Source organism: Caulobacter sp. S45, assembly GCF_903642205.1.
In the GTDB taxonomy this organism is placed as follows: Bacteria; Pseudomonadota; Alphaproteobacteria; order Caulobacterales; family Caulobacteraceae; genus CAHJWH01.
In genome coordinates, this window is sequence record NZ_CAHJWH010000001.1 from 42,260 (window position 1) to 67,647 (window position 25,388).

34 protein-coding genes are annotated in these 25,388 nt (G+C 69.6%); 17 read left to right on the top strand and 17 right to left on the bottom strand.

Going from position 1 to position 25,388, the window contains the following annotated elements; translation table 11 throughout:
* Nucleotides 1-54 precede the first annotated feature (54 nt).
* Complete coding sequence (locus HUV06_RS00230; protein WP_174299255.1) at nt 55-1,329, top strand: MFS transporter; 1,275 nt, start codon at nt 55-57, stop codon at nt 1,327-1,329.
* A 51-nt stretch (nt 1,330-1,380) separates the two neighbouring features.
* Here HUV06_RS00230 and msrA read toward each other — a convergent pair whose 3' ends face one another.
* The 6 genes from msrA to HUV06_RS00260 all read right to left on the bottom strand — a co-directional run bounded on the left by msrA (nt 1,381) and on the right by HUV06_RS00260 (nt 5,161).
* A complete protein-coding gene (gene msrA / locus HUV06_RS00235; protein WP_174299256.1) occupies nt 1,381-1,998 on the bottom strand; it encodes a peptide-methionine (S)-S-oxide reductase MsrA in 618 nt (205 codons plus the stop codon).
* 38 nt (nt 1,999-2,036) lie between these two features.
* On the bottom strand, nt 2,037-2,726 hold the full coding sequence (trmB, locus tag HUV06_RS00240) for a tRNA (guanosine(46)-N7)-methyltransferase TrmB (protein WP_174299290.1): 690 nt from the start codon (nt 2,724-2,726) through the stop codon (nt 2,037-2,039).
* A 35-nt stretch (nt 2,727-2,761) separates the two neighbouring features.
* Nucleotides 2,762-3,928 carry a methionine adenosyltransferase gene (gene metK / locus HUV06_RS00245; RefSeq protein ID WP_174299257.1) on the bottom strand — a complete coding sequence of 389 codons (1,167 nt, stop codon included), beginning with the start codon at nt 3,926-3,928 and terminating at the stop codon, nt 2,762-2,764.
* A gap of 107 nt (nt 3,929-4,035) precedes the next feature.
* Complete coding sequence (locus HUV06_RS00250; RefSeq protein WP_174299258.1) at nt 4,036-4,329, bottom strand: hypothetical protein; 294 nt, start codon at nt 4,327-4,329, stop codon at nt 4,036-4,038.
* Nucleotides 4,330-4,427: 98 nt separating this feature from the next.
* Nucleotides 4,428-4,874, bottom strand: a complete 447-nt coding sequence (locus HUV06_RS00255; protein WP_174299259.1) for an OmpA family protein — start codon at nt 4,872-4,874, stop codon at nt 4,428-4,430.
* Between the two features lie 56 nt (nt 4,875-4,930).
* On the bottom strand, nt 4,931-5,161 hold the full coding sequence (locus tag HUV06_RS00260) for a hypothetical protein (protein ID WP_174299260.1): 231 nt from the start codon (nt 5,159-5,161) through the stop codon (nt 4,931-4,933).
* A 118-nt stretch (nt 5,162-5,279) separates the two neighbouring features.
* On the opposite strand from HUV06_RS00260, the gene HUV06_RS00265 reads away from it, so the two are divergent.
* Both HUV06_RS00265 and HUV06_RS00270 read left to right on the top strand, forming a co-directional pair.
* Entirely contained in the window at nt 5,280-6,269 is a 990-nt protein-coding gene (locus tag HUV06_RS00265; RefSeq protein WP_174299261.1) for a diacylglycerol kinase family protein, read from the top strand.
* Complete coding sequence (locus HUV06_RS00270) at nt 6,269-7,138, top strand: metallophosphoesterase (protein WP_174299262.1); 870 nt, start codon at nt 6,269-6,271, stop codon at nt 7,136-7,138. Before HUV06_RS00265 ends, HUV06_RS00270 begins: the two co-directional genes overlap by 1 nt.
* 26 nt (nt 7,139-7,164) lie before the next feature.
* Here the strand turns inward: HUV06_RS00270 and HUV06_RS00275 are convergent, their stop codons facing one another.
* From HUV06_RS00275 to HUV06_RS00290, 4 genes are all read right to left on the bottom strand, one after another.
* Nucleotides 7,165-7,335, bottom strand: a complete 171-nt coding sequence (locus HUV06_RS00275) for a DUF1328 domain-containing protein (RefSeq protein WP_174299263.1) — start codon at nt 7,333-7,335, stop codon at nt 7,165-7,167.
* Nucleotides 7,336-7,503: 168 nt separating this feature from the next.
* Complete coding sequence (locus HUV06_RS00280) at nt 7,504-7,905, bottom strand: hypothetical protein (RefSeq protein WP_174299264.1); 402 nt, start codon at nt 7,903-7,905, stop codon at nt 7,504-7,506.
* A complete protein-coding gene (locus HUV06_RS00285; protein WP_174299265.1) occupies nt 7,902-8,234 on the bottom strand; it encodes a hypothetical protein in 333 nt (110 codons plus the stop codon). Before HUV06_RS00285 ends, HUV06_RS00280 begins: the two co-directional genes overlap by 4 nt.
* 72 nt (nt 8,235-8,306) lie before the next feature.
* Nucleotides 8,307-9,104: a response regulator gene (locus HUV06_RS00290; protein ID WP_174299266.1), complete on the bottom strand. Its 798-nt coding sequence runs from the start codon at nt 9,102-9,104 to the stop codon at nt 8,307-8,309.
* 216 nt (nt 9,105-9,320) lie between these two features.
* Between HUV06_RS00290 and HUV06_RS00295 the strand changes: the two genes are divergently transcribed.
* The 6 genes from HUV06_RS00295 (at nt 9,321) to HUV06_RS00320 (ending at nt 13,919) form a co-directional block, all read left to right on the top strand.
* Nucleotides 9,321-9,521: a NepR family anti-sigma factor gene (locus HUV06_RS00295; RefSeq protein ID WP_174299267.1), complete on the top strand. Its 201-nt coding sequence runs from the start codon at nt 9,321-9,323 to the stop codon at nt 9,519-9,521.
* Nucleotides 9,521-10,114, top strand: coding sequence for a sigma-70 family RNA polymerase sigma factor (locus tag HUV06_RS00300; RefSeq protein WP_174299268.1), 594 nt, complete (start codon nt 9,521-9,523; stop codon nt 10,112-10,114). Before HUV06_RS00295 ends, HUV06_RS00300 begins: the two co-directional genes overlap by 1 nt.
* 1 nt (nt 10,115) lies before the next feature.
* A complete protein-coding gene (locus tag HUV06_RS00305; RefSeq protein ID WP_174299269.1) occupies nt 10,116-11,810 on the top strand; it encodes a sensor histidine kinase in 1,695 nt (564 codons plus the stop codon).
* A gap of 35 nt (nt 11,811-11,845) precedes the next feature.
* Nucleotides 11,846-11,986 carry an entericidin A/B family lipoprotein gene (locus HUV06_RS00310; protein WP_174299270.1) on the top strand — a complete coding sequence of 47 codons (141 nt, stop codon included), beginning with the start codon at nt 11,846-11,848 and terminating at the stop codon, nt 11,984-11,986.
* A 1-nt stretch (nt 11,987) separates the two neighbouring features.
* A complete protein-coding gene (locus HUV06_RS00315; protein WP_174299271.1) occupies nt 11,988-12,128 on the top strand; it encodes an entericidin A/B family lipoprotein in 141 nt (46 codons plus the stop codon).
* Nucleotides 12,129-12,272: 144 nt separating this feature from the next.
* On the top strand, nt 12,273-13,919 hold the full coding sequence (locus HUV06_RS00320) for an MFS transporter (RefSeq protein ID WP_174299272.1): 1,647 nt from the start codon (nt 12,273-12,275) through the stop codon (nt 13,917-13,919).
* A 15-nt stretch (nt 13,920-13,934) separates the two neighbouring features.
* Here the strand turns inward: HUV06_RS00320 and hemF are convergent, their stop codons facing one another.
* Nucleotides 13,935-14,819, bottom strand: a complete 885-nt coding sequence (gene hemF / locus HUV06_RS00325; protein ID WP_174299273.1) for an oxygen-dependent coproporphyrinogen oxidase — start codon at nt 14,817-14,819, stop codon at nt 13,935-13,937.
* Between the two features lie 84 nt (nt 14,820-14,903).
* Between hemF and HUV06_RS00330 the strand changes: the two genes are divergently transcribed.
* Both HUV06_RS00330 and metW read left to right on the top strand, forming a co-directional pair.
* Nucleotides 14,904-16,064 carry a homoserine O-acetyltransferase gene (locus tag HUV06_RS00330; RefSeq protein WP_174299291.1) on the top strand — a complete coding sequence of 387 codons (1,161 nt, stop codon included), beginning with the start codon at nt 14,904-14,906 and terminating at the stop codon, nt 16,062-16,064.
* Nucleotides 16,061-16,708 (top strand): methionine biosynthesis protein MetW, encoded by a 648-nt coding sequence (gene metW, locus HUV06_RS00335; RefSeq protein WP_174299274.1) that lies wholly within the window; start codon nt 16,061-16,063, stop codon nt 16,706-16,708. Before HUV06_RS00330 ends, metW begins: the two co-directional genes overlap by 4 nt.
* A gap of 1 nt (nt 16,709) precedes the next feature.
* On the opposite strand, the gene HUV06_RS00340 is transcribed toward metW, so the two are convergent.
* Entirely contained in the window at nt 16,710-17,447 is a 738-nt protein-coding gene (locus HUV06_RS00340) for a class I SAM-dependent methyltransferase (protein WP_174299275.1), read from the bottom strand.
* A gap of 66 nt (nt 17,448-17,513) precedes the next feature.
* On the opposite strand from HUV06_RS00340, the gene gloB reads away from it, so the two are divergent.
* Complete coding sequence (gloB, locus tag HUV06_RS00345; protein WP_174299276.1) at nt 17,514-18,257, top strand: hydroxyacylglutathione hydrolase; 744 nt, start codon at nt 17,514-17,516, stop codon at nt 18,255-18,257.
* Nucleotides 18,258-18,277: 20 nt separating this feature from the next.
* Here gloB and HUV06_RS00350 read toward each other — a convergent pair whose 3' ends face one another.
* The 3 genes from HUV06_RS00350 to HUV06_RS00360 are packed head-to-tail and all read right to left on the bottom strand — an operon-like array spanning nt 18,278 to nt 20,698.
* Nucleotides 18,278-18,517 (bottom strand): DUF4170 domain-containing protein, encoded by a 240-nt coding sequence (locus tag HUV06_RS00350; protein WP_174299277.1) that lies wholly within the window; start codon nt 18,515-18,517, stop codon nt 18,278-18,280.
* A gap of 31 nt (nt 18,518-18,548) precedes the next feature.
* Nucleotides 18,549-19,370, bottom strand: a complete 822-nt coding sequence (locus tag HUV06_RS00355; protein ID WP_174299278.1) for a 3'(2'),5'-bisphosphate nucleotidase CysQ — start codon at nt 19,368-19,370, stop codon at nt 18,549-18,551.
* Entirely contained in the window at nt 19,367-20,698 is a 1,332-nt protein-coding gene (locus HUV06_RS00360; RefSeq protein WP_174299279.1) for a TldD/PmbA family protein, read from the bottom strand. The genes HUV06_RS00355 and HUV06_RS00360 overlap by 4 nt, the downstream gene beginning before the upstream one ends.
* Before the next feature lie 156 nt (nt 20,699-20,854).
* On the opposite strand from HUV06_RS00360, the gene HUV06_RS00365 reads away from it, so the two are divergent.
* A complete protein-coding gene (locus HUV06_RS00365) occupies nt 20,855-21,736 on the top strand; it encodes an SDR family oxidoreductase (protein ID WP_174299280.1) in 882 nt (293 codons plus the stop codon).
* A 403-nt stretch (nt 21,737-22,139) separates the two neighbouring features.
* On the opposite strand, the gene HUV06_RS00370 is transcribed toward HUV06_RS00365, so the two are convergent.
* Both HUV06_RS00370 and ubiA read right to left on the bottom strand, forming a co-directional pair.
* Nucleotides 22,140-22,787 (bottom strand): methyltransferase, encoded by a 648-nt coding sequence (locus tag HUV06_RS00370; RefSeq protein WP_254600801.1) that lies wholly within the window; start codon nt 22,785-22,787, stop codon nt 22,140-22,142.
* Nucleotides 22,788-22,797: 10 nt separating this feature from the next.
* The gene (gene ubiA / locus HUV06_RS00375; protein WP_174299282.1) at nt 22,798-23,709 is read right to left on the bottom strand and encodes a 4-hydroxybenzoate octaprenyltransferase; all 912 of its coding nucleotides are present in this window, start codon (nt 23,707-23,709) and stop codon (nt 22,798-22,800) included.
* Between the two features lie 6 nt (nt 23,710-23,715).
* On the opposite strand from ubiA, the gene HUV06_RS00380 reads away from it, so the two are divergent.
* The 4 genes from HUV06_RS00380 to HUV06_RS00395 form a co-directional block, all read left to right on the top strand.
* A complete protein-coding gene (locus HUV06_RS00380; protein WP_371810924.1) occupies nt 23,716-24,096 on the top strand; it encodes an accessory factor UbiK family protein in 381 nt (126 codons plus the stop codon).
* 104 nt (nt 24,097-24,200) lie between these two features.
* Nucleotides 24,201-24,704 carry a YbjN domain-containing protein gene (locus HUV06_RS00385; RefSeq protein ID WP_174299283.1) on the top strand — a complete coding sequence of 168 codons (504 nt, stop codon included), beginning with the start codon at nt 24,201-24,203 and terminating at the stop codon, nt 24,702-24,704.
* Nucleotides 24,705-24,742: 38 nt separating this feature from the next.
* Nucleotides 24,743-24,946, top strand: coding sequence for a twin transmembrane helix small protein (locus tag HUV06_RS00390; protein WP_174299284.1), 204 nt, complete (start codon nt 24,743-24,745; stop codon nt 24,944-24,946).
* Nucleotides 24,947-24,970: 24 nt separating this feature from the next.
* Nucleotides 24,971-25,388 (top strand): cob(I)yrinic acid a,c-diamide adenosyltransferase (locus tag HUV06_RS00395; RefSeq protein WP_174299285.1); only part of this gene is annotated, 418 nt, incomplete at its 3' end.

Sequence of the window (25,388 nt, forward strand, 5' to 3'; positions counted from 1 at the left end):
CGTCTGGGTCCCGGTGAGGTCCTCCGCGCCCTCGGCCGGCCCAAGGTCACAGTCATGCTGGGCCTCGGCTTTTCCTCCGGACTTCCCTTCCTCCTGATCGGAAATACTCTGAGCTACTGGCTTGGCGACAGCCACGTCAACCTGGCCCTGATCGGCTACCTGTCCTGGGTAGGACTGGCCTATTCGCTGAAGTTCATCTGGGGCGCGGTGGTGGACAGCCTGGGACCGCCGCTCGTGGGGCGGCTGGGCCGAAGGCGGGGCTGGATCTTGTGGGCGCAGCTCGGGATCGGCTTGGGGCTGGCGGGCATGGCCGCGAGCGACCCACATACCCGCCTAGCAGCACTTACCGGCTTCGCCCTGCTCACCGCCTTTGCGGCCGCGACACAGGATGTGGTCATAGACGCCTGGCGGATCGAATCCGCAGACGACGGCGAGGAGCTCGACCTGCTCACCGCGAGCTACAAGCTTGGCTATCAGGTCGCCGTCATCCTGACCGGGTCTGTGATCCTGCTGATGGCCGAGGCGGTGGGCTGGCAGACTGCCTACGGCGCCTTCGCCGGAGCGGTCGTCATCGGCGTCACCGCCACGCTGTGGGCCCGAGAGCCCGCACGCGCGAACGCCGTCCTGGCGCGGAAGGCGGCGGCTGGCCTTAGACCTTCGCGCATCTTCGACGCAGTCGTCGGCCCGTTCATCGCCTTCTTCCGGCAATGGGGGGCCATGGCGCTCCTGATCCTGCTGACCGTGAGCGCCTACCACCTCTCGGACTATCTGCGGGGCCCGGTGATCAATCCCTTCTATGTCCAGGTCGGCCTGCACAAGAGCGTGGTGGCCGGTGTGAGGCTGGCGATCGGGCTGCCTTCGACCCTTCTCGGGATCGCCGCCGGAGGCCTGTTCGCGGCCCGGTTCGGCCATATGCCGGCCTTGATCACCGGCGCTGTACTGCAGCCACTGGCCGTCGCCGCCTTCGCCTTGCTGGTCCTCACCGGGCCAAGCCTGCCGGTCTTCTCAGGCCTCATGGCCTTCGACGACTTCGTCATGAATTTCGCAGGCGTCGCCCTGATCGCCTACATGTCCACCCTGACCCAGGTCGGCTACACCGCGACGCAATACGCCCTGTTGACCTCAGCTCTCGCATGGTCCGGCAAGCTGCTGAAGGGATGGTCGGGCGCAGCGGTTCTGAGCCTCGATCACGGGCGTTCCTTGGAGCAGGCCTATGCGTTGTTCTTCTGCGGGGCTGGAGTGTTCGGAATCGCCGCCATCATCTTGTGCATTGCACTCGCATGGATGGCCCGCGGGCGACACCCGATCGCAGAGGCAGCCGGTCTTTAGGCTTTCGTGCAACGCGATCCTTGCCGAAGGCGAACACGGACGATCCTGAGCTCAGCCCTGGCCCCAGACCTTGCGCAGGGTCGCGTCCCGGCCGCATCCGGCGCGGTAGAGGTTGTACTCCAGCGCGTGGGTGTGAGCGTAGTCGCGGTGGTAGTCCTCAGCCGGCCAGAAGGCCTTCAGCGGCAGGATTGGAACGATGATCCTGCCGTGCTTCAGCTGCTTCTGAGCCTCCGCCTCGGACTGCAAGGCGACCTTTCGCTGCCGATCGTTGGCCACGAAGATCGCCGGCCGGTAGGACGGGCCGCGGTCGCAGAACTGGCCGCCATTGTCGGTGGGATCCACCAGCTTCCAGTAGCGGTACAGCAGGAAGCCGTAGTCGATCCTGGCGGGATCAAAGGTCACCTTGACCGATTCGTAGTGGCCCGTGGTCTCCGAGGAGACCTGCTCGTAGCTCGGGTGGTCCACCGCGCCCCCCGTATAGCCGCTCTGCACCGACACGACGCCGGGGATGGCCTTCATGTCATGCTCCATGCACCAGAAGCAGCCGCCGGAGAACACTGCGGTCTGCAGGGGCGCGGCCGCGACCGGGGTGGCGAGCGCCGCCGCTGCGAGACCCGCAGCGAAGACGAGCGCGATCAGGCGGAGGAGCGGCGCGGACACAGGCTTCATGGGGGTGTTACGTGGCCCGTCGTGCGCCGGACGCAAGCTCATCCCGTGCGCACGAAGTCCAGATAGACCGGCGCGATGTCGCCCAGTCGTTTGGCCTGGTACCGCGTCGGGACGTGGTCCGCCGGCGCCGTACGCCAGTCGTCGGCGCGACGGGCTGTCCACCGCAGGCGCGGTTCGGCGCGCAGCCGCTGCAGCGCGGAATTGGCGTAGTCCGCCCAGTCGGTGGCGAAGCGCAGCCGGCCGCCCGGCGCCAGCACCCTTGCAAGCTCCCCGACCAGGTCCGGCTGGATCAGGCGGCGCTTGTGGTGGCGCGTCTTGGGCCACGGGTCGGGGAACAGGATGAAGATGCGGCTCAGGCCCGCGTCCGGCAGGACGGCGATGAGCTCGCGCGCATCGCCGACATGCAGGCGCACATTGGTCAACGCGTCATCCTCGATATGGCGAAGCGCGCTCGCCGCCCCGTTCAGGAAGGGCTCCGCGCCGAGCAGCAGGTGCTCGGGATGACGCGCCGCCTGGCCCGCCAGATGCTCGCCACCGCCGAAGCCGATCTCCAGCCAGGTCTCCGTGGCGTCTGCACTCAATGCCCGAAGGTCGAGCGGGGCGGACAGGTCCAGCCTCACCGTGGGCAGCAGCGTCTCGATCAGGGCCGCCTGGCGGGGCTTGATCGGTCGCGCCTTGAGGCGGCCGAAGCTGCGGAGCGGACCGTGCGGCTGCTGGGGCATGGCTATACTCTAGCCCCTCCCCGTCGATGGGGGCCGAAGGGCTAGGCCAAGCCCTTCAGCTCATTCACGAGGTCGGTCTTCTCCCACGAGAAGCCGCCGTCGGCGTCCGGCTGGCGGCCGAAATGACCGTAGGCGGAGGTGCGCGCGTAGATCGGCAGGTTCAGCTTCAGATGCTCGCGGATCGCTCGCGGCGTGGCCCCGCCGATCAGGTCGGGCAGGATCGCCTCCAGCTTGGCAGGGTCGACCTGGCCGGACTCGTGCAGGTCCACATAGAAGCTGAGCGGCTTGGCCACCCCGATCGCATAGCTGATCTGGATGGTGCACTTGTCGGCCAGCCCGGCGGCCACGACGTTCTTGGCCAGATAGCGGCAGATGTAGGCCGCCGAGCGGTCCACCTTGGTGGGGTCCTTGCCGGAGAAGGCGCCGCCGCCGTGGGGCGAAGCGCCGCCATAGGTGTCCACGATGATTTTGCGCCCAGTCAGGCCGCAGTCGCCGTCCGGGCCGCCGATGACGAAGTTGCCGGTGGGGTTCACGTGCCACTCGGTCTCGTCGGTGACGAAGCCATCTGGGAAGACGCTGCGGATGTAGGGCTCCACGATCTGGTGCACGTCGGCGGGCGTCAGCCCCTCCTTGTGCTGGGTGGAGAGCACGATGGAGGTGGCGCGCACCGGGCGGCCGTTCTCGTAGAGCAGCGTCACCTGGCTCTTGGCGTCAGGCTCCAGCCCGCTCTCCTCGCCGCTGTGGCGCACCTCGGCCAAGCGCTTGAGGATGTTGTGGGAGAACTGCAGCGTCGCCGGCATCAACTCAGGCGTCTCGTTGGTGGCATAGCCGAACATGATGCCCTGGTCGCCCGCGCCCTCGTCCTTGTTGCCTGCGGCGTCCACGCCCATGGCGATGTCGGCGGACTGGGCGTGCAGGTGGCAGGCGTAGTCGGCCGTCTTCCAGTGGAAACCCTCCTGCTCGTAGCCGATGTCCTTGACGGCGGCGCGGACCTTCTCCTCCAAGTCTGCCACCACCCCCTCGGGGCCGCGCACCTCACCCGCGAGGATGATGCGGTTGGTGGTGACCATGGTCTCGCAGGCGACGCGGGCATAGGGATCGGAGCTCAGGAAAGCATCGACCACGGTGTCGGAAATGCGATCCGCGACCTTGTCGGGATGGCCTTCGGACACGCTCTCGCTGGTGAAGATGTAGGACGGTCGGCTCAAGGACGCTCTCTCCGCGGTCGTCCCCGCGGAAGGCAGGGGCCGAGGCACCATATAAAGCGATCCTTATATGTTCAAGCGGAGGGAAGGCGGCTGCCGCCCGGCCGCAGCTACTGGGCGTTCCCGGTGGTCGAAGGCTCGCCTGGAGGGGCTCCACGGGCTGAACCGCCGGGGGTGTTGAAGGTGCTGATGTCCTGGGCGTTTTCATCGCGAGGCTGCGGGTGGTTGATGGCCCCCATCCTCGGTGCATGCAGCAGCGTGTAACCGAGCAACAGAACCACAGCTGCACCCAGGGAGATCACCAGAATCCAGATGTTGCGGCCGGTTCTCTGGGCGCCGCGCGCGTCCGTGACCGTCACCTCCGGGCCTGGAGCGGCGTTCCTGTCCGGTGGCGGTGTCGACATGACGGCTCTCTCCCACGGTCCACGTCACCGCGTGATCCAGCGCAGCAAACGTCGTATCGGCGCCGCCGTTCCAGAGCCGGCCATCGCCCGCACTCCGCTCAGGTCGGCAAGGCGTGGATCACCACTTCCGTCTTGCGGCGGAGGGGGACTGGACGACCCTTGTCCGTCAGAGCACCGGTCTCGCCAGCCCCGTTCACCTCGAACTTGGGGGTCGGCAAGCCGGCGGAGGCCAGGGCCTTCGCCACCGTCGCGGCGCGGCGGCGGGACAGATCGAGGTTGTGGGCTACGCCGCCCGCCGCGTCGGTCAGGCCAAGCACGCTGACATAGCCGATCCGGCATCCGTGCACCTGGGCGGCTTCCGAGCCGATCACCTGATCCGCGGTGGCCGTCAGCTGGTCCGACCCCTCGGCGAAGTAGATCGGAAAGACCACGTCGGTACAGGACGGGCTGGTCCCCACCGCCATCGGCTTCAGCGGCGTGGACGCGCAACCGGCCAGCAACAGGGCCGCCAGCGCCGCGAGCCCCACGCCTGCGCCGGCTCCCATCGCCGCGACCTCGCTTCCTGATCTCAAGCGCATCATTCGCCTCGCCCCCAAACCGGTCAGCTCTTGGGCTGGCCGTTCTCCCAGAAGAACCGCTTCTGCGTCAGATCGTAGTAGTAGTAGCGGTTGTGCGCTTTGTCGAAATACTGATGGTGCGGGTCTCGGTGGTAGGTAGGGCCGCTGTCCGCCGTGGAGGTGTTGCCCAGGCGAGCCCAGTCCGGCCGGGCCACGTGGCGCACGGCGCAACCGCAAAGGCCGATCGCCAGGCACGCGGCGAAAGACACCCTCATCCGCCCCCCATAAGCGCACCCGCGTGCGGACTGTTACCGCCGACCACCTGCCGCACGATGTCGGAGCCTGCGCGCGAGTTCAAGAGGAACGCAGGTCTGCGCCATCCGTTTCGCAGGCATGGCAGAACTGCACCCCGACGCTCGCCTCACTCCCCACGTGCGGCTCGGCAAGGTGACGGCGGTTCTCAACGCCGCGTCCGGAAGCGTCGGCGCCGACGCAGCGGCCCGCATGAAGGCGATCGCCGCCCGGTATGGCCTTGATATCGAGCCGCGCGCCGTCCAGCCCGCCGGCATCGCCGATGCGGTCCGGGCGGCTGTGGCGGAGCGGCCTGACGCCTTGTTCGTCCTCGCGGGCGACGGCACCCTGGCCCTGAGTGCGGAGCTATGTGGGCCCGACGGACCCCTGCTCGCGGCCCTTCCGGGCGGCACCATGAACATGCTGCCTCACGCCTTGAACGGTCGCCGCGCGTGGCCCGAAGCCCTTACCGCCATCTTGGAGACGGGCCGAGAGCTCGAAGTCTCAGGCGGTGAAGTCGGCGGCCACGGCTTCTACGTCGCCGCGATCCTTGGGGCCCCGGCGCTATGGGCGGATGCGCGGGAGGCGGTGCGCAAGGGCAAGCTGAAGCTCGCAGTGCTGCGTGCACGTCGGGCGCTGCTGCGCGCCTTCAAGGGGCGGCTGCGGTTCGAACTCAACGGCGGGGAGCGGCGCAAGGCCGAGGCCCTGACGTTGATGTGCCCGCTGGTCTCCCAGGGGCTGGACGAGGACGTGGGGCTGGAGGCTGCGACGCTCGATCCGAAAGGGGCGCTGGACGGCTTCCGCCTGGGCTTCAGCACGCTCACCGGCGGGTGGCGGAACGATCCGTCGGTGAAGATCGAGATCTGCACCTCGGGGACGGCCTGGGCGCATGGGCGCGTTCCGGTGATCCTCGACGGCGAGCCACGCCGGATGGACCCACCGGTGAAGCTCGCCTATCGCCGGCGCGCCTTCCGCGCCCTGGTCCCTGGAGACTGCGAAGCCTTGCGAGCCCGAAGCGAGGTTGGCGAGCACGCCGCCCGCAAGGCCGCTCGTGGCGCCGCGGCGGTCGGGGTCGAGCGGCCGGCGGCGTGATGCGGGTCGTACAGCTCAGCGACATCCACTTCGGCGGCGAGGATGCGGCCGCCCTCGACGCGGCGACCACCTATGTGACCGCCGATCCGCCGGATCTAGTGATGGTGACGGGCGATCTGACGCTGAACGGCACCCCGCGGGAGTTCCGCTCGGCCGAGCTATGGCTGGCGCGCCTTCCGAACCCGCTGCTCGTCACGCCCGGCAACCACGATACGCCCTATTGGAACCTGCCGTTGCGCGCGCTCCAGCCGTTCAAGCGCTACCGGCGCTTTATCGGACAGCCGTCCGCTTCCCGCTATGACGTGGCGGGATTGCACGCCCGCACGATCAACACCTCACGTGGCGCCCAGCCCCGGTTCGACTGGTCGAAAGGCGCGGTGAGCCTCAAGCTGGCCTCCGCTGCGGCGGAGGCGATCACCGCCTTTCCCGCCGACGAGATCAGGATCATCGGCTGCCATCATCCGCTGATGGAGATCACTGGAACGCCGGTCACCGGGGGCGTGCACCGGGGCCAGACGGCGGCGAAGCTGTTCTGCGATCGCGGGATCGACATCATCCTGACCGGCCACGTCCACACTCCGTTCGCCGTGGCCCTGCCGTTCGGAGACGGCCAGACCTACGCCGTCGGGGCCGGCACGCTGTCGGTGCGCACCCGTGGCGCCCCTCCAGGCTTCAATGTCCTGGAAATCTCGCCAGGCTGCGTGGAAGTCACAGCCCTCGGCTGGATCGGAGCAGCACTGGAAATTCATCGCGTCTGGCGGCTGCCCCGCCGATCTGCGCCGGAGGGAGCTGCGCCTGAGCCGAAGCTTTCCCGTGCGGAGGTCGTCGTTCAGAACGAAGGGCCCAGCGCTGCCGCCGGGCCCTCCTGAGTTCCACCGCCGCTTGGCCCAGGGTTTCAGATGCCTCTACCCCGGACGAGGTGCATGACCAGAGAGACCAGGAACAGAACGAGGAAGATTACAAACAGGATGTAGGCGATGTTCGACGCCGCGCCGGCAATTCCGCCAAAGCCCAGCAGGCCCGCGACCAGCGCGACCACCAGGAAAATCAAAGCCCACCTCAGCATAGTCCGCCTCCCTCTCTGATCACGGATCCAGGACGAGGCGATCCCGCCGGCCTCCCATCCGCCCGCCCGTAAACGTACGTTGCAGGCGAGCGTTCCGACAGCCCCACGGCTACGCTAGAGACGGGGCAGCCCGGGACACGGAAGACATCCGGGCGGCAACGCGCAGGATCAGCCCCGCTTCCGTTCCGTACGAGGCTCAAGCACGCGTAAAACCGTGGAGACAAGGGTGGGATTGCGCCAAGCCAGCAGGCCCGCCGCCACCGCCGCACTCGCGGCGACCACCGGACGATCACTGACCAGATCAGTCAGGCGTTCCACCAGACTGCCCGACCCGTCCGCCGCCTTGCTCTTGGCTTTCAGATGCGGCCCTTTGGCCTTGCTGAACAGGAAAAGCGCCAGTACGCCGAGGACGATCGCTGCCGCAAGGGTGACGCAAGCCGCCGATCCTGATGGACCGATATAGGTCCGGAGCAGGGCGTAGAAGGCGAAAGCTGCCGACACTACCAGCACGCACGCCGCCGCCGCCATGGCGGCGAGCGCGATGACGAAGCTTACCAGCTTTGCGATCACCGGCGTCCGCCAGCAAACAGCAGGCCCAGCACAAAGCCAGCCCCGAGCGCAGCCAGCGTCGCGGTCATCGGCCGTTCCTGCACGCGCTCCACCATGTAGAGCTTGGCGGTGTCAAACTGGTCGCCGGCCTGGTCGGCGGCGTCACGCGCCTGATGCCGCAGCTGGTCTACGCCGTCGTCGAAGGCCTTGCGGGCGTCACCCTTCAGCTTGGGCAAGGCGCGGCGGCCTTCTTCGACCGTCTCACGGGCGCTGCGGGCGGTTTGACGCGCGCTGTCCAGGGTGCTCCCCACCTTGGATGCGACAGGATCTAAGGTCGAGGAAGCCGCCATCGCAAAATATCCTATCCAACTTGATGCGGCCTCGAAACGCGGCGCTGTAGCACCGGTTCCGCCTCCGATCAGCTAGGCGGCGACCTTGGGACGGGCGGGATGGAAGAACAGCGCCTGCCCGATCGCCGCCTTCACCGTCTCCGGCTGGAACGGCTTGGTGATCAGGAAGGTCGGTTCAGGCCGCTCTCCCGTCAGCAGACGCTCGGGGAAGGCGGTGATGAAGATGACGGGGACGTCGAAGCGGCCCAGGATATCCTTCACCGCGTCGATGCCCGACGATCCGTCCGCCAGCTGGATGTCGGCCAGGACCAGGCCGGGCGTGGCGCGCCCAACGGCCTCAACCGCTTCCCTGCGGGTCGAGGCGACATCCAGAACCTTGTGACCAAGCTCGCGGACCAACGCCTCGATGTCGGCGGCGATGACCGGTTCGTCCTCGATGATCAGCACCTCGGTAGCGAGCTCGGCGTCGATCTCGCCCTGCGCCTCGGAGATCAGCACCTCGATCTCCCCCGCGCTGGCGCCCAGGATCTGGCCCGCCTCCGATGGATTGAAGCCCTCCAGGGCGGTGAGCAGAAAGGCCTGCCGCGACCTTGGAGCGATGCGCATCAGCCGGCCGGACGCGTTGCCGGCCTCCATGCCGTTGTCGTTGCGGGCCTCAAGCTGAGCCCCCGTGCCATCCCAGATGGTGTGGAAGACGTGATACAGCGCCACGCGCGGCGTGAGGTGAGGCGGAAGCGACCGCTCCCCAGCGGCCAGGGCCTCAAGGGACGCCCGCACATAGGCGTCGCCTGCGCTCTGCTCGCCGGTTAGGGCGCGAGCGTAGCGCCGCATGTACGGCAAGTGCGGCGCCAGCCGTTCCAACAGACCCATACCGCCTCCAAACGAACCTTACAGAGATGACCTGTCGAGCCGTCTCACGCAGCCACGCTGCGTACGACGTGAGAGGCGGCTTCCCGTTTTGGAAGAGGCGCCTTCACGCGTCAATATACGGTCTATTCTGCGGAACCCTAGTCATGTCGGCGAGTTTTTGCCCATCGTCCCGCCAATCTCTGAGCGCGCTTCGAGGCGTACGAATGGACACCGACCATGAAGGACGACGGCCAGCCTCGCCAACCCGCAACCCCTGCAGCCGAGCCGACTCTGAATGAGGCCAGACTGCGTCAGCAGGCCATCGGGGTGAAACTGCGCCACATGTTCGACGAGATCGTCAACGAGCCTGTGCCACAAGACTTTCTTGATATCCTTCGGCGCGCCGATGATAAGGGTGGGGCTGGCGGTAAGGGCTGATGGTCCAACGTAACAATCTAGACGCCGCCTCCGAAGCCGCGTTCCAACGCGATCTCGTAGGCCTCATTCCCCACCTGCGCGCCTTCGCCCGCACCCTGTGCGGCGATGCCGCGGCGGCCGACGACCTGGCCCAAGACGCCACGCTGAAGGCATGGGATGCGCGGTCCAGCTTCCAGATGGGCACCAACATGAAGGCCTGGACCTTCATGATCCTGCGCAACCAGTTCTATTCCGAGAAGCGAAGGTCATGGCGGCAGTCCCAGCTCGACCAGGAGGCGGCGGAGCGGACCTTGGTGGCTGCGGACGACCCAGAAGCGCCCGTCGCCCTGGACGAGATGCGCCTGGCCATGGGCATGCTGCCGACTGAGCAGCGCGAGGCGTTGATCCTGGTGGGCGCGGGCGGCTTCGCCTACGAGGAGGCGGCGGACATCTGCGGCTGCGCCGTGGGGACGGTGAAGAGCCGGGTCAGCAGGGCCCGTCGCGCCCTGCAGGGCATTCTTGAACAGGGCGCCTATCACCGTGACGGCCGGGCGGCCGGCGAGGCCATGCGGTCCATCCTGAACGATGCGGAGCGGTTGAGCGGACCGCGCTGACATGGGCGCCTCCGGCCGCCTGACGATCCGCTTCCGACTGGGCCTGGCTCTCGCCGTGGCCCTCTTCCCCGTACTCGTCCTTGGCGCGCTTCAGGTCGCCACCGAGTTCAACCGGGAAGGCCACATCCGCCAGGTGACGCTCACCCAGGCGGCCACCCGGAGCGCGCTGACCGGCCGGGCGCGCATCCAGGGGGCGATGGCCCTGCTGGACACCTTGCGGCCGGAAGCGGTGGGGCTGGAGTGCACGCCACGCCTCGCCGCCATCCTCAATGAGCTGGACGGCTACCGCAACATCGTCCGGCTCGACGCCGACGGCCGGGTGGTCTGCGCAGGAGCCAGCCTGCCCGCGGCGAACAGGGCGAGCCTGCCCTGGTTCCAACGCCTGAAGGCCGGGACGCAGACCGTGGTGGCGCGATCACAGGCTGCGGGCGAGCCGGCCCTCATCGCCGCTACGCGCGCCGAGCGTCGCGACGGACATTTTGACGGGGCGCTGATCGCCTCCATCCTGCTCTCAAGTCTGAAGCCCGACCTGTCGGACCCGACGCTGCCGGCACGGACGGCGGTGGCTATTGTCTCAGGAGACGGGCACTACCTGGTGCAGACGGACCGGGACGCCTTTGCTCCGCTTCCGGCCGACTGGCGCGCCCGGCTGGCCCAGGGTCACAACCTTTTCACTGCCAAGGACGCGCAGGGCGCGCCGCGTGACTACGCCGCCGCCCAGCTGCTGAGCGGGGAGGCCTATGTCGTCCTGTCGGCTCCGGCGCCCGGCATCTTCTACTGGGCGCGGCTGAACCCGTTCAGCGCCATCGTCTTCCCCGTCCTGGCGTGGCTCGCGGCCTGGGTCGCTGTCTGGCTGGCTGTGGATCGCGTGGTCATCCGCTGGCTGCACTATCTCGACAGAATCGCCTCCATCTACGCCCGCGGGCGCTTCACGGTGCGCCCGCTGAAGGCCGAGAGGGCGCCGGCGGAGATCCGCGATCTGGCGCACACGCTGGACGCCATGGCCGACGCCATCGTCGCCCGCGACATGAGCCTTCGCGACTCCCTCGCGCAGAAGGACACTCTGATGCGCGAGATACATCACAGGGTGAAGAACAACCTTCAGGTCATCACCTCGCTGATCAACATGCAGCAGCGCGCCCTGACCGATCCGGCGGCCCGGGCGGCCATGTCGGACACCCGTCAGCGGATCACGGCTCTCGCCCTGATCTATCGCGCCCTCTACCAGGGTCCCGACCTGCGCAGAGTCGACGTCCGCCAATTCCTGGAGGAGCTGGTCGGCCAGTTGGGCGCAGGCGAGGGCGGGCGGCCCGCGCCCATCCGCACCGAATTGCATGCCGACGACCTGGAGATCGATCCCGACAAGCTGGCGCCGCTCGCCCTCTTCGCGGTGGAGGCGATCACCAATGCGCGCAAGCATGCCTTCGGACCGGAAGGCGGCTCCATCGACGTTCGGTTCCGTGTTCTGGGCGACGAGGTGGTGCTGGAAATCCAGGATGACGGCCAAGGCGACGCCGCCTCCATGCCCATTGCCGGCGTCGGCCGCACCCTGATGAGCGCTTTCGCGCGTCAGCTTCGTGGCCACACCGAGGTGGAGCCCGCCCCGCATTGCGGTGTGTGCGTGAGGCTCACCTTCCCGCGGCCTCAACTTCCTGAAGCCGAAGAGCTCCATGCCGGGAACCAGGCGGCGGCGTGATCGTTCAAGCTCGACCTTAAGGGGAGACATTCCAGATGCGTAAGATCATCGTTCTGCTCGTCGCCGCCGCCGCCCTCAGTTCGGCCGCGTGCAACACAATCGCCGGCGCCGGCAAGGACGTCAGTTCCGCTGGCGGTGCGGTCACCGACACCGCCCACGATGCGACCCCGCACTAAGATGCGCAAGCTCGCCATCCTCCTCGTCGCTGCGGCCGCTCTGACCACCGCGGCCTGCAACACCATCGCCGGCGCCGGCAAGGACGTCAGCGCCACGGGCGCGGCGGTCACGGACACCGCCCACGACGCGACGCCGCACTAGCGGAGCGTTCCCGAGTAAAGCTTTTGCAGCGCCCCACGGTCCGCCGTGGGGCGCCATCGGCGTTTTCCCGGCCATCTGAGGCGCCAATCCGCTTCACCTGCCGCGCCCGGCGCACTAAGCCGGACCGTCGTCAGGGTTGATCGCATGGCCGGAGTGGGCGTCGAACGGGCTGCAGATATCCGCGTGGTGGTGGCGGCTTCGGCTGCGGGCACTGCGTTCGAGTGGTACGACTTCTTCGTCTTCGTACCCTTGGCCACCATCATCTCGAGGGTGTTCTTCACAGGGCTGAACGAGTCCGCCGCCTACGTCTTCGCTCTCGGCTCCTTCGCAGCGGGTTTCGCTTTCCGTCCCCTGGGCGCGCTGATCTTCGGGCGCATCGGTGACCGGGCCGGTCGCAAGGGCGCCTTCCTGGTCACCGTCATCATGATGGGGGCGGCGACCTTCGCCATAGGCCTGCTGCCCACGTATCGGCAGGTCGGCCTGGTCTCGCCCATCGTCTTCATAGCTCTGCGCCTGATCCAGGGCATTGCGCTGGGCGGCGAATGGGGTGGTGCGGCCATCTTCATCGCCGAGCACTCGCCTGGCGGCAAGCGCGGCCAGTTCACCAGCTGGATCGGGGCGGCGGCCGCGTTCGGGCTGGGCGGAGCGCTGGTCGTCACCCTGACCGCCCGCGCCCTGGTGGGGGAGGCCGCGTTCGCCGCCTGGGGGTGGCGCATCCCGTTCCTGGCCTCGGCGGTGCTGGTGGCGGTATCCGTCTGGTTCCGGCTGAAGCTGTCGGAGAGCCCGGTGTTCCGGCGCATGCACGCGGAGGGCCGGCGCTCGAGGCGCCCCTATGCGGACGCCTTTCTCGATCCCGCGAACCTGCGCCGGGTGCTGCTGGCGCTGTTCGCCATCATGGTCGCCCAGGGAACGGTCTGGTACACGACCTTCTTCTACGGCCAGTTCTTCGTCGAGAAGGTGCTGAAGGTGGCGCCGGAGACGGTGAACGCCATCATGATCGCGCTCGTGGCGATCTCGGCCCCGCTCTATGTGCTGTTCGGGTCCTTGTCGGACCGGATCGGGCGCAAGCTCGTGATGGTGGGCGGCATGGTGCTGTTCACCGCCGCCCTTTGGCCCGGCTTCCACCTGATGACCAGCGCCGCCAACCCGGCGATGGCCGCCGCCCAGACGCGGGCGCCGGTCACCGTCATCGCCGACCCGCACGACTGCTCGCTGCAGTTCGACCCCGTCGGCAAGGCGCAGTTCCGCTCCTCTTGCGACATCCTGAAGAGCGCTCTGACAAACGCTGGAGTCAGCTACCGCAATCTACCCGGACCGTCCTTCCAAGCGGCGGTCGCCCGGGTGGGCGCGCTGACCGTCACGTCCCTGGACGGCCGCCCGCTGACGCCAGCCGGACTGAAGGCCGCCCAGGCCCAGGTGCGCGGCAAACTGCAGACGGCGCTGAAGGCGGCCGGCTATCCCGCGACCGCCGTAGCCCGGCACGCCGACGCCCCGCTAATCCTGCTGGTGCTGGTGGTCCTGGCGGTCGGCGCGACCGCGCTCTACGGCCCCCAGGCGGCGTGCCTGGTGGAGCTGTTCCCGAGCCGGGTGCGCTACACCGCGCTGAGCCTGCCCTACCACATCGGCACCGGCTGGGTGGGCGGCTTCCTGCCCGCCACCGCCTACGCCATGGTGACGGCCACGGGGGACAGCTATTTCGGCCTCTGGTATCCCACCGTGGGGACGCTGGTCAGTATCGTCTGCGCGATCCTGTTCCTTCCGGAGACCCGCGGGCGCGATCTGAACGTGTGAGAGGTGCCGCCTCCGTTATGGCCACTTCACCTCCGGAGGCATCGACGACAGGATGGAGTCCATGTTCCCACCGGTCTTCAGCCCGAACAGGGTGCCCCGGTCGTAGAGCAGATTGAACTCCACGTAGCGGCCCCGGCGCACCAGCTGTTCCTCCCGCTCCTCAGGCGTCCAGGGTTCGCCCATCCGGGCGCGGACGATCTGCGGATAGACGGCCAGCAGGGCGCGTCCGACATCCCGGGTGAAGGCTAAGTCGCGGCCGAAATCACCGCTGTCATGCCGGTCATAGAAGATGCCGCCGACGCCGCGCGGCTCGTTCCTGTGCGGCAGGAAGAAGTACTCGTCACACCAAGCCTTGTACCTGGCGTGCCAGGTGGGATCGTGCGGGTCGCAAGCGCTCCGCAACGCCGCGTGGAAGGCGATCGCGTCCGGCGCATCCTGCGACCGCTGCCCGGCCAGCAACGGGGTCAGGTCCGCGCCGCCGCCGAACCAGCTCTGCGTCGTGGCGATGAAGCGCGTGTTCATGTGCACCGCCGGGATCCGCGGACTGCGCATGTGGGCGATCAGGCTCACGCCGGTGGCGAAAAAGCGGCGATCCTCCTCGGTTCCGGCCATGGACTTGGCGAAGTCGCGACTGAACTCTCCATGGACGGTGGAGACGTGCACCCCCACCTTTTCGAACAGCCGGCCGTGCATCATTCCCATGACGCCGCCGCCGCCTTCGGCCCGGGCCCAGGGAGTCAGCACGAACCGCCCCGGGTCGCCCGGGTACAGGTCGGCCGGGGCCTCGTCCTCCATCGCCTCGAAGGTGCGGTGCAGCTGGTCGCGCAGCTCGGTGAACCAGGCGCTCGCCCGGGCTTTGCGGGCGTCCAGGTCGGGGGGAACCAGAGTGGCTGAACTCATCATATGCCTTTAGCGGGCGCCCGCCGGCTTTCCCAGCCAGGCCGCTGCATTGACAGGGTGCTCGACGCGCGCTCCAAGCCGGCCATGACGGACGTGCGTCCCGCCATCCAGACCATCGAGACGGGCGGTGGCGTGCTTAAGCTCGCGCCCGAGCTGCCGCTCAGGCTGGAGTCCGGTGGACGGCTGATCGGCGTCGAGGTCTCCTACAAGACCTATGGCAGGCTGAATGAGGACCGGTCCAACGCCATCCTCATCTGCCACGCGCTCACCGGCGACCAGCATGTCGCCTCGCCCCATCCCCAGAGCGGCAAGCCTGGATGGTGGACCCAGGTGGTGGGACCCGGCCGACCCATCGACCTGAACCGCTATTTCGTGATCTGCGCCAATGTGCTCGGCGGCTGCATGGGCTCCACCGGCCCTTCGTCGCACGATCCGGTCACCGGGCGGGTATACGGGCTGAACTTCCCGGTGATCACCATCGGCGACATGGTGCGCGCCCAGGCCGAGCTGCTGTCGGCGCTGGGGATCGAGACCCTGTTCGCCGTAGTGGGCGGCTCGATGGGCGGCATGCAGGTGCTGCAATGGGCGTCGGACTATCCCGAGCGCATGTTCTCGGCGGTTTGCATCGCCTCGGCCGCCCGCCACTCCGCCCAGAACATCGCCTTCCACGAGGTCGGCCGCCAGGCGATCATGGCCGACCCGGAGTGGCGCGGCGGCGACTACCTGCGCCTGGCCGTGCGCCCGGAGAAGGGCTTGGCGGTGGCGCGGATGGCCGCGCACATCACCTACCTGTCGGAGCCGGCGCTGCAGAGGAAGTTCGGCCGCGAGCTGCAGCGCGACGGCCTGTCCTGGGGCTTCGACGCCGACTTCCAGGTGGAGAGCTACCTGCGACACCAGGGCTCCAGCTTCGTCGACCGCTTCGATGCCAACGCCTATCTCTACATCACCCGGGCCATGGACTATTTCGACCTGGCCCTTCGCCACGGCGGCGTGCTGGCCCGGGCCTTCGCCCGGGCTCGCGAGGTGCGCTTCTGCGTGCTGAGCTTCACCAGCGACTGGCTCTACCCCACGACCGAGAGTCGCCACGTGGTGCGAGCCCTGAACGCGGCCGGAGCGCGCACCAGCTTCCTGGAGATCGAGAGCGACAGGGGCCACGACGCCTTCCTGCTGGATGAGCCGGTGATGCACGGCGCGCTGCAGGGCTTCATGGACTCGGCGGCCGATGCGCGGGGGCTCAGGCCATGATCCGCGAGGATTTCCGCGAGATCGCCCGCTTGGTGCGTCCCGGCGCGCGGGTGCTCGATGTGGGCTGCGGCGAGGGCGAGCTGCTCGACCTGCTCCGGCGGGAGAAGGACGTGGACGCCCGCGGCCTGGAGATCAGCTCGGACGGCGTGGGCGCCTGCCTGGCGCGCGGCCTGTCGGTGATGCAGGGCGACGCCGACAGCGACCTCGGCGAATTCCCGAGCGAGGCTTTCGACTACGCCATCCTGTCCCAGACCCTGCAGGCCGTCCGCCAGCCGCGGAAGGTCCTGTCGGACCTGATGCGCCTGGCGGAGCGGGCCATCGTGTCGTTCCCAAACTTCGGCCACTGGCGGGTGCGCGCGTCCCTGCTGGCGCACGGGCGCATGCCGCTGACCCGCGCCCTGCCCCAGCCCTGGTGGGCCACGATCAACATCCACCTGTGCACCCTGCGCGACTTCACCGAGCTCTGCGCCGACCTGGACCTGCGCATCGAGGCCGCCGTGGCGCTCAGCGAGCGTACCGCCCCCCGCGAGATTGACCCGACCCGGGCGCTGGACAATCTTCGCACCGAAACCGCCCTATTGCTGCTCAGCCGCACCCACCACGTCGCGCCAGCGGCTCCGGCGGCCGCCGGGTTGTTCGACTAGCTCAGCTCTCGATCCTGGCGCCCACCGGCACAGGCGACGCCACGCGGGCGCGCGGGACCCGCGCCGGCGCCACCGCGCCCCGCGGCTTGACCGCGAAGGTCTGCTTCACCGCCTCCATCAGGATCAGGCCGCCCATGGGCGCCCATAGCCTGGAGCCCGCCTGCTCGATGGGCTCTGCATGGCGGGCGAACAAGGGAAACGGCGGAGCGTACAGGCACATGGACCAGGCGGTAGGCTCCAGCCCTGCGTCGCGCACCGCCTCCTCCAGCTGGCCCCGCGAGAAGGGGCGTCCATAGCCGAAGGGCGTGGTCTCGCTCTGCGCCCACCAGCCGCGCCGGTTGGCGACCACCGCGATCAGCCGCCCGGACGGCGCGAGCACCCGGCGCACCTCCTTGAGCAAGGCCGTCGGATTTTCGCTCTCCTCCAGGGCGTGCACCATCGCCACACGGTCGAACAGGGCGTTCTGGAAGGGCAAGGAGAGGTCACCCGCCAGGCAGGCGAGATTGGGGTCGCCCATGGGCCAGGCCTCGACCCCCTGCCCCGCCGGCATGGCGGCCACCACCCGCCGCGCCAGGGCGTTGAACGGCTCGAGGAACGGGGTGGCGTAGCCGACGCCCAACACGTCGAGCCCGCGCGCATCGCCCCAGGCCTCCACCAGCTTGCGCTCAACCATGTCAGTGGCCGCGCGCCCCAGAGGGCCGGCATAGAAGGTGCGCAGGGTGGTGACGTCGCGGCGCATGAGGTCCGTTCAGGCGTTCGGGTGCTATATAAGCGCTCAGCGCCTGTGAAGACGAAAGGGTCGCCCATGCCGATCGAGGTTCGCCTGTTCCCCTGCCTGTCGGACAACTACGGCTATCTCGTGCGCGATACCGCCACCGGCGACACGGCGGCGGTGGACACCCCCGACGGTCAGGCGGTGCTGGGCGAGCTTCAGGCCAGCGGCTGGTGCCTTAGCCTGATCCTGAACACCCACTGGCACCCCGACCACACCCAGGGCAACGCTGACGTGCAGGCCGCCACGGGGGCGCAGATCGTGGGGCCGGCCGAGGTGCGCCGCGCCGCGCCGCTCGACCGCGAGGTGAAAGGCGGCGACGAAGTGGTGCTGGGGCGGACACGCTTCCAGGTGCTGGACACCGGCGGCCACACGCTGGGCCACATCAGCTACTACGATGCGGCAAACCACGCGGCCTTTGTCGGCGACACCCTGTTCGCGCTCGGCTGCGGGCGGCTGTTCGAAGGGACGCCGGCGATGATGTGGGACAGCCTGCAGCGCCTGTCCGCTCTGCCGGACGAGACGACCGTCTACTGCGCCCACGAGTACACCGCCTCCAACGCCCGCTACGCCCTCACCTTGGACAGGGGAGAGGCCCTGGCGACGCGAGCGCGAGAGGTGTTCGCCGCCCGCCAGCGGGGCGAGCCCACCGTGCCGACGAGCATCGGCGTGGAGAAGGCCACCAATCCCTTCCTGCGGGCGCTTGAGCTGGTCGGCGGAGACCCGGTGACGGCGTTTACGAAGATCCGAGCGGGCAAGGACGACTTCAAGGGCTGAAGCCCGGCTGACCTCCCGCCCTATAGCCCGTCGTGGGTCGGATCGAGCAGGCGGTGGGCATGGAGGATGAAGTAGCGCATCAGGGCGTTGTCGACGGTGGCCTGGGCGCGGGCCTTCCAGGCGGTGCGGGCGGTCTCGTAGTTCGAGAAGGCGCCGACGAACTCCACTCGGCTGGGGTCGCGGAACTCCTGGCCGCCGACCTGCTTCAGCTCGCCCCCGATCACCAGGTGCAGCAGGTAATCGCCTGTCTGGTCAGCCATGTGTCCGATCCGGGTTGCGCGAGCCCGGGCGTCAGACCCCGGCGGGCTGCTCGATAGGCGCGGTGCGGTCCAAGATCAACGGCGCCACGCCCGGCGCGGCGCAGACCAGGCCGGGGTTGCGCGCCAGCTGCGTGTTGAACATCAGCGGGCGCCCGTTCTGATCGCACGACACGGCCCCCGCCTCGCGCGCGATCAGGTCGCCCGCGGCGATGTCCCAGTCGTTCTTCCAGCCCATGGACACCGCCGCGTCAAAGCGCCCCGCCGCCACCAGCGCCATGCGATAGGCGAGCGCGCTGCGCTGGCCGACCCGCATCGCCGGCCAGGCCCGCGTCCACCGCCGCCCGTCGAAGGTGTGGGCAGGGGCCAGCATGGCGCAGTCCTCCAGGCGGCAGGCCTCGCTGGCCCGGATAGGATCGCCGTTGCACGAGGCGCCTCCCCCCTCAACCGCCGCGTAGAACTCGTCCAGAGCCGGGGCGAACACCACGCCGGCCACGGGTCGGCCGGCCTGCACCACCGCCACGGACACCGCGAACCAGGGCTTGCCCCTGACATAGGCGGTGGTGCCGTCGATGGGGTCGACGATGAAGACCCGCCCGGCGCCCAGGCGGCACAGGTCGTCGGGCGTCTCCTCCGACAGCCAGGCGTAGTGCGGGCGCGCCTGCAGCAGCTCGCGCTGCAGCAGGGCGTCCACGGCCAGGTCGCCGTCGGTGACCGGCGAGCCGTCCGCCTTGCGTTCTATCTTCAGGCCGAAAGCGCGCCGGTCGAGCGCCAGCCGACCGGCGACGCGTACGACCTCCCCGATGAGGGCGAGGTCCTCATGCGCAGAAACGTCGCCGTCCGCGGTCGCAGTCATCGGCCCGCGATGGCCAGCCCATCGACGAGCAGGGAGGGCGAGTTGTTGGCGCCGCGGAACTCCAGGTCGGAGCCGGGGACCAGGCGGGCGTAGATGTCGAGCAGGTTGCCGGCCACGGTGATCTCGGTCACGGGATAGGCGGGCTCGCCGTCCTCGAACCAGACCCCCGACACCCCGGCCGACCAGTCGCCGGTGTTGGCGTTCAGCGAGGGGCCGAACATGGAGGTGACCAGCAGGCCCTCGCCCGCATCCGCCATCAGCTGCGCCAGGGAGGCGGAGCCGGGCTGGACGGTGAGGTTGTGGGTCGACACGCCCGGCGGTCCGGCGAGCCCGCGCGAGGCGTGGCCGGTCGTCTCCAGCCCGAGCTGGCGGCCGGACGATGTGTTCAACAGCCAGGTGGTGATCACGCCGTCCTTGACCAGGGCGCGTTCCACCACCGCCACGCCCTCGTCGTCGAAGGCCGCCGAGCCCAGGCCGCGCCTGCGGAACGGATCGTCGATGAGGGTCACCGCGGGCGAGAACACCGCCTGGCCGAGCCTGTCCTTCAGGAACGACACGCCCCGCGCCACGGCCGGTCCGGAGATCGCGCCCACGAAGGGGCCGATCAGCGAGCCCGCCTGGCGGTTCTCGAAGATGACCGCGGCCGTGCGGCTGTCGATCTTGCGCGCGCCGACACGGGCGACCGCGCGGCGCGCCGCCTCGGCCCCGATCGCCTCGGGCTCGGGCAGGTCCTCCGCATGGCGGGTGGAGCGGCCTTCGCCGCCCCGCTCCATGCCGCTCCCCTCGCCGGCGATCGCCGAGGCCGAAAGCGAAAAGCTGGACGCGGTCACCCCGCCCTCGAAGCCGCCGCTGGTCACCAGCGCCCAGCCGCCCTGGCTCCAGCCGGCCGACGCGCCGTCGGTGTTGGTGACGCCGGGCGTCTGGCGCACCACGTCCTCGGCCGCCCGGGCGCGGGCCTCCAGGGCGTCGGCGCCGTACTCGGTCGCGTCGTGGAGGTCGAGGTCGGGTCCCGGTCCGCTCGCCAGCCGCTCGGGCGGCGCGAACCCGGCATAGGGGTCCTCGGGCGCCACCCGGGCCATGGCCACGGCCCGCTCCACCAGCTTGGCCCGGGCCGCCGCCGACAGGTCGGAACCGGAGACCACCGCCTGGCGCCGTCCGACGAAGACCCGCAGGCCCAGGTCGCGGCTCTCCTCGCGCTCCACCTCCTCCAGCTCGCCCAGCCTCACGGTCACGCCCAGCGAGCGCCGGTCCGCCATCGCCACCTCGGCGGCGTCCGCGCCGGCGCGGAGCGCGGAGGCGACCATGTCGTGCAGCAGCTCGCGATCCATGCGGGGTCCGGTCTCCGGTGAAGGGCTTGGGAGGTCGCGATATGGCCGCCGGTTCGAGCCCCTGCAAGCGCCGGGCGCGCCTGGCCCCGTGGAGCGGCCCTTGCGGGAACGACGCGGGAAGGCGAGAGCGGACCTTCCATCCCGGAGGCCTCATCGATGCGCCGCATCCTGGTGCTCGGCGCCACGAGCCTGATCGGCCGCCGCCTGATCGCCGCACCGGCCCCGCCGGGGAGCGGCTTCGTCGCGCTCAGCCGCCGGCCGCCGGCGCACGGCCGGGGCGCCCCGGACGAGGTGAGATGGATCGCAGCTGACCTCGGCGATCCGGACCTCGGCCGCCGCCTGCCGGAGGTGGACGCGGTGCTCAGCCTGTCGCCCATCTGGCTGCTGCCTGCGGCTTTGCCCGCCTTGCTGGCTACGGGCGCAGGGCGGCTTGTGGCGGTGTCCTCCACCAGCCGGTTGACCAAGGCGGACTCGTCCGTCGCCGGGGAGCGCGAGGTGGCGGCCCGGCTGGCCAGGGGCGAGGACGCGGTGACCGCCGCCTGCGACGCGGCCGGCGTGGCCTGGACGATCCTGCGCCCGACCCTGATCTATGCGGAGGGCGAGGACCGCAACGTCTCGCGCCTGGCCGGCCTGATCGACCGCTTCGGCGTGCTGCCCCTGGCCGGGCGCGGAGAAGGCCTGCGCCAGCCGGTGCACGCCGCCGACCTCGCGCGGGCGGTGCTGCAGGCCCTGGACGCCCCGGCCGCCTCCGGCCGCATCTATGCCCTCCCGGGCGGCGAGACGTTGAGCTACCGCGCAATGGCGGTCCGCATCTTCCAGGCGCTGGGCCGGCCGCCGCGCCTGCTCAGCCTGCCGCCGCCGCTATGGCGGCTGGGCCTGGCGCTGGCCTCGCCCGTCCTGCCGGGCGCGACGGCGGCCATGGGCGCGCGCATGAGCGAGGACCTGGCCTTCGACGCTGGCCCGGCCATGCGCGACTTCGGCTATGCTCCGCGCCCATTCAGACCCGCGTTTCCGAGGGCTTTGACCAGCCGGCGCTGATCCGGCCGGACTTCAATCCGAGGTGTGCACCGCCAGCGCGCCAGGCGCAGACCGGACAAACGAATAATCGTTGAGGGTGGACTTCCGCCTTTCTTAGGGCTTGCCACTGCAGTCGGCGGGGCAACAGTTCCCTGATGTCTTCCAGGAAACTGCGCGGATCTTGCGGCGCGAGCACACGATCAAAGGTTGCCCGCGTCGCTGGAAGCTGAACCTGGTCGGGGGCGAGAACCCGGGCCGGGCGGACCTTTATGAGCGGCTGAACGGCTAGCTTCGCGCTCTGGACGCCTGGAACAAGTCCGGACGCCCGGAACAAGTCTGGGCGAGACGGGACTGGCGGCTCTGGTCGTCTTCGATCAGCAACCGCCCGCCGCATAGCCGACCCTCTCAGCACACGGCGTCGTTCCTACGCCAGCGCGTATACCGCGGTGCGCTTGACCTCCTGGTCCTCAAGCTCGCGGGTGGTCTGCACCTGGTACTCGGCCAGGCGCTGCAGGCGGGCGTGGGGCAGGTAGGTGCGGCCGGGGTCGCCGATCAGCACCGTCGCGCCGCCGGCCTGGGCCGTGCGCAGCCAGGCCTCGACCCGCTCGGCGACCGGGCGCTCATAGCAGATGTCGCCGGCCAGGATCACCTGCGCCTCGCGCGGGGGCGGGCCGTCGAGCAGGTCGGCGCAGGTGAAGGCGACCTGCACGTCGTTGGCCTGCGCGTTCAGCGCCACCGCCGCGGCGCAGACGCCGTCGATGTCGCAGCCCCGGGCGCTCGCCGCCCCCGCCTTCATGGCCGCGATGGCCACCAGGCCCGAGCCGGTGGCGAAGTCCAGCACCCGCCGGCCGGCGACGACGTCGGGATGGTCAAGCACGTAGCGGGCCAGCGCCTGCCCGCCGGCCCAGGCGAAGGCCCAGAACGGCGGCGGCAGGCCGAGCTCGCCCAGCCGCTCCTCGGTCAGCCGCCAGAGCGGCGTGACCTCGTCGGCGAGGTGCAGGGCGATCTCGGGCGTGTGCGGCGGGCGCTGGAGGCGGGTGTTCTCCAGGACGAAGGCGCGCGGGTCTGAGATCACCGGCCCGTCACCGGCGAAGCGCCGTGAGCGCCAGGGCCGCGAACAGCAGCAGGCCTGCGTCGCGGTTGGACTTGAACAGCCGCAGCGCCAGGGCCGCGTCGTCGGGCCGCAGGCGCCGGACCTGCCAAGCCAGGTGCGCCGCAAAGCCCAGGGCGAGCAGCAGGCTCCACGGCGTGCGCACGGCCAGGCTCACCGCCAGGACCGAGGCGAGGGTGTAGAAGGCCGCCACCCCGCGCCGCATTTGAGGTCCGAGCCGGCGCGCGCTGGACTTGATCCCGGCCAGGGCGTCGTCCTCGATGTCCTGCAGGGCGTAGATGGTGTCATAGCCCAGCGTCCAGGCCACGCCGCTGGCGTAGAGCACCGCCGCCGGCCAGCCCAGCCGCCCCTGCACCGCCGCGTACCCCAGCAGCGCGCCCCAGTTGAAGGTCAGGCCGAGCCAAGCCTGGGGCCACCAGGTGATCCGCTTCATGAACGGGTAGGCCGCCACCAGGCCGAGCGAGGCCACGCCCAGCAGGATCGCGGTCAGGTTCATCGTCAGCAGGATGCAGAAGGCAAGAAGGCTCAGCCCCACCAGGAAGGCCCAGGCGCCCCTGACGGAAATCACCCCGGACGAGACGGGCCGGGCGGCGGTGCGCGCCACTTGGGCGTCGACATCTCGATCGACGATGTCGTTGAAAGCGCACCCCGCGGCGCGCATGGCGGTGGCCCCGAGCGCGATCAGCAGCAGCAGCCGGAGGTCCGGCCAGCGCCCGGCCAGGGCGTCGCCGAGCGCCACTCCCTGCCAGCCCGGCAGCATCAGCAGCCATATGCCCGCCGGCCGGTCGAAGCGGCCGAGCTTGAGCCAGGGCCGAAGCCGCGGCGGCGCAAGGCGGTCGACCCAGTTGCCCCGGGCGGCGTCGGGCAGCGGGGCGGTGGTCATCGGCGCGTGCGGCTCCTCGTCCCGTCCGCGCTGGTGGCGGCGGTTCGCAATCGGGGCGTTCGGGTCCATATAGAGGCTCCCACCCATTTCGTCGCTTCGAGCCCCACGCCCGCCATGCAGAGCCGCAACCCCTTCTTCGACGAGGCCGCCAAGGTCATGGAGCAGGCCATAGGCCTAGCCCAGGCCGCGGGCGAGGAGGCGAAGTCCGCTCTGCGCGCCCAGGGCGACCGCATGGCCGTCGAGCTGGACCTGGTGCGCCGCGACGAACTGGAGGCCATGCGCGCGGTGCTCACGGCCGAGATCGCCGAGCTGCGCGCCGAGCTGGCGGCGCTCCGACCTGCGGGGCCGGGGCCCTCGGCGCCTGTGTCGATTTCCCCCGAGGCGTGACGCGTGTTGAGCGGTTCGCCGCGAGTCAGCTAGTCTCCCCCTCGATGCGCCGCGGTCCGGCCTCGCGTCTCCCGCGCGTGGCCGTGGCGTCAGGATCGTAACCCATGGACACGCCTCACAACGAAGACGTCGAAATCGGCTTCGATCCGCTGGACGTGGTCGAGCGCGTGCTCGACGCCGAGAACCTGGAGTTCGACCGCACCGAGGACGGCGACCTGGCCTTCGCGCTCTCCGGCGACTGGAAGGACTACGAGCTGTGGTTCGCCTGGCGGCCGGAGGCGGACTGCCTGCAGCTGTGCCTGTCCATCGACATGAAGGCCGAGAAGGACCGGCGCGCGGCGATGTGGGAGCTGCTGTCCCTGATCAACCAGCGCGTCTGGATGGGCCACTTCGAGTGCTGGGCCGAGGATGGCGAGGTGGTGTTCCGCCACTCCATGTCCATGCCGAGCGGGGAGCGCCCGACGCTTGGCCAGGCGGCCAGCATGATCGATGCGGCGGTGGAGGCGGCGGACCGCTTCTACCCGGCCTTCGACTTCCTGCTCCGCGGCGCGAAGTCGCCGGATGATGCGATGGCCGCCTGCATGTTCGAGACCCAGGGGCAGGCCTGAGGCTGGCGAATGGCGTCTGCGCCGCTTAAGTGAGCGGCATGGGCGTTTTCATCGACATAATGATCGCGATCGCCATGCTGGCGGTGGTGGCGAGCCTTGGGCTCGGCATCTTCTCGTTCCTGAAAGGGGGCGAGATGGGGCGTGAGAACTCCAACAGGTTCATGCGCTACCGGGTGATGAGCCAGGCGGCGGCCATCGTGCTGATCACCATAGGCTTCATGTACAAGATGGGTCATCACTAGGCCCTGAGGCCGGAGAGCCCGCCCATGGTGGTGCTGAACAGGATCTACACCCGCACCGGCGACGCCGGCGACACGGGCCTGGCCACCGGCGAGCGGGTGAAGAAGTTCGACGGCCGGGTGGCGGCCTATGGCGACGTGGACGAGGCCAACGCCTGCGTCGGCCTTGTGCGCCAGCACACCGCCGATGACCCGGCGCTCGACGCGATCCTGGCGCGGGTGCAGAACGAGCTGTTCGACCTCGGCGCCGACCTCGCCACGCCGGAACGGGAAGGCAAGCCGCTGGGCTGGGAGGCGCTGCGCGTCACCGCCGCCCAGGTCGATCGTCTGGAGGCCGACATCGACCGGCTGAACGAGGCGCTGTCGCCGCTCACCTCCTTCGTGCTGCCGGCGGGGACCGCGGCGGCGGCGGCCCTGCACTTGGCGCGCACGGTCTGCCGGCGGG

What these genes read in the sequence shown, in the direction of transcription:
- HUV06_RS00230 (WP_174299255.1), top strand. Translation starts at nt 55, where the DNA reads ATGCTGGGCCTCGGCTTTTCCTCCGGACTTCCCTTCCTCCTGATCGGA.
- msrA (WP_174299256.1), bottom strand. Translation starts at nt 1,998, where the DNA reads ATGAAGCCTGTGTCCGCGCCGCTCCTCCGCCTGATCGCGCTCGTCTTC.
- HUV06_RS00250 (WP_174299258.1), bottom strand. Translation starts at nt 4,329, where the DNA reads ATGTCGACACCGCCACCGGACAGGAACGCCGCTCCAGGCCCGGAGGTG.
- HUV06_RS00255 (WP_174299259.1), bottom strand. Translation starts at nt 4,874, where the DNA reads ATGGGAGCCGGCGCAGGCGTGGGGCTCGCGGCGCTGGCGGCCCTGTTG.
- HUV06_RS00260 (WP_174299260.1), bottom strand. Translation starts at nt 5,161, where the DNA reads ATGAGGGTGTCTTTCGCCGCGTGCCTGGCGATCGGCCTTTGCGGTTGC.
- HUV06_RS00265 (WP_174299261.1), top strand. Translation starts at nt 5,280, where the DNA reads ATGGCAGAACTGCACCCCGACGCTCGCCTCACTCCCCACGTGCGGCTC.
- HUV06_RS00270 (WP_174299262.1), top strand. Translation starts at nt 6,269, where the DNA reads ATGCGGGTCGTACAGCTCAGCGACATCCACTTCGGCGGCGAGGATGCG.
- HUV06_RS00275 (WP_174299263.1), bottom strand. Translation starts at nt 7,335, where the DNA reads ATGCTGAGGTGGGCTTTGATTTTCCTGGTGGTCGCGCTGGTCGCGGGC.
- HUV06_RS00285 (WP_174299265.1), bottom strand. Translation starts at nt 8,234, where the DNA reads ATGGCGGCTTCCTCGACCTTAGATCCTGTCGCATCCAAGGTGGGGAGC.
- HUV06_RS00290 (WP_174299266.1), bottom strand. Translation starts at nt 9,104, where the DNA reads ATGGGTCTGTTGGAACGGCTGGCGCCGCACTTGCCGTACATGCGGCGC.
- HUV06_RS00295 (WP_174299267.1), top strand. Translation starts at nt 9,321, where the DNA reads ATGAAGGACGACGGCCAGCCTCGCCAACCCGCAACCCCTGCAGCCGAG.
- HUV06_RS00300 (WP_174299268.1), top strand. Translation starts at nt 9,521, where the DNA reads ATGGTCCAACGTAACAATCTAGACGCCGCCTCCGAAGCCGCGTTCCAA.
- HUV06_RS00305 (WP_174299269.1), top strand. Translation starts at nt 10,116, where the DNA reads ATGGGCGCCTCCGGCCGCCTGACGATCCGCTTCCGACTGGGCCTGGCT.
- HUV06_RS00310 (WP_174299270.1), top strand. Translation starts at nt 11,846, where the DNA reads ATGCGTAAGATCATCGTTCTGCTCGTCGCCGCCGCCGCCCTCAGTTCG.
- HUV06_RS00315 (WP_174299271.1), top strand. Translation starts at nt 11,988, where the DNA reads ATGCGCAAGCTCGCCATCCTCCTCGTCGCTGCGGCCGCTCTGACCACC.
- HUV06_RS00320 (WP_174299272.1), top strand. Translation starts at nt 12,273, where the DNA reads ATGGCCGGAGTGGGCGTCGAACGGGCTGCAGATATCCGCGTGGTGGTG.
- hemF (WP_174299273.1), bottom strand. Translation starts at nt 14,819, where the DNA reads ATGAGTTCAGCCACTCTGGTTCCCCCCGACCTGGACGCCCGCAAAGCC.
- HUV06_RS00330 (WP_174299291.1), top strand. Translation starts at nt 14,904, where the DNA reads ATGACGGACGTGCGTCCCGCCATCCAGACCATCGAGACGGGCGGTGGC.
- metW (WP_174299274.1), top strand. Translation starts at nt 16,061, where the DNA reads ATGATCCGCGAGGATTTCCGCGAGATCGCCCGCTTGGTGCGTCCCGGC.
- HUV06_RS00340 (WP_174299275.1), bottom strand. Translation starts at nt 17,447, where the DNA reads ATGCGCCGCGACGTCACCACCCTGCGCACCTTCTATGCCGGCCCTCTG.
- gloB (WP_174299276.1), top strand. Translation starts at nt 17,514, where the DNA reads ATGCCGATCGAGGTTCGCCTGTTCCCCTGCCTGTCGGACAACTACGGC.
- HUV06_RS00350 (WP_174299277.1), bottom strand. Translation starts at nt 18,517, where the DNA reads ATGGCTGACCAGACAGGCGATTACCTGCTGCACCTGGTGATCGGGGGC.
- HUV06_RS00355 (WP_174299278.1), bottom strand. Translation starts at nt 19,370, where the DNA reads ATGACTGCGACCGCGGACGGCGACGTTTCTGCGCATGAGGACCTCGCC.
- HUV06_RS00360 (WP_174299279.1), bottom strand. Translation starts at nt 20,698, where the DNA reads ATGGATCGCGAGCTGCTGCACGACATGGTCGCCTCCGCGCTCCGCGCC.
- HUV06_RS00365 (WP_174299280.1), top strand. Translation starts at nt 20,855, where the DNA reads ATGCGCCGCATCCTGGTGCTCGGCGCCACGAGCCTGATCGGCCGCCGC.
- ubiA (WP_174299282.1), bottom strand. Translation starts at nt 23,709, where the DNA reads ATGACCACCGCCCCGCTGCCCGACGCCGCCCGGGGCAACTGGGTCGAC.
- HUV06_RS00385 (WP_174299283.1), top strand. Translation starts at nt 24,201, where the DNA reads ATGGACACGCCTCACAACGAAGACGTCGAAATCGGCTTCGATCCGCTG.
- HUV06_RS00390 (WP_174299284.1), top strand. Translation starts at nt 24,743, where the DNA reads ATGGGCGTTTTCATCGACATAATGATCGCGATCGCCATGCTGGCGGTG.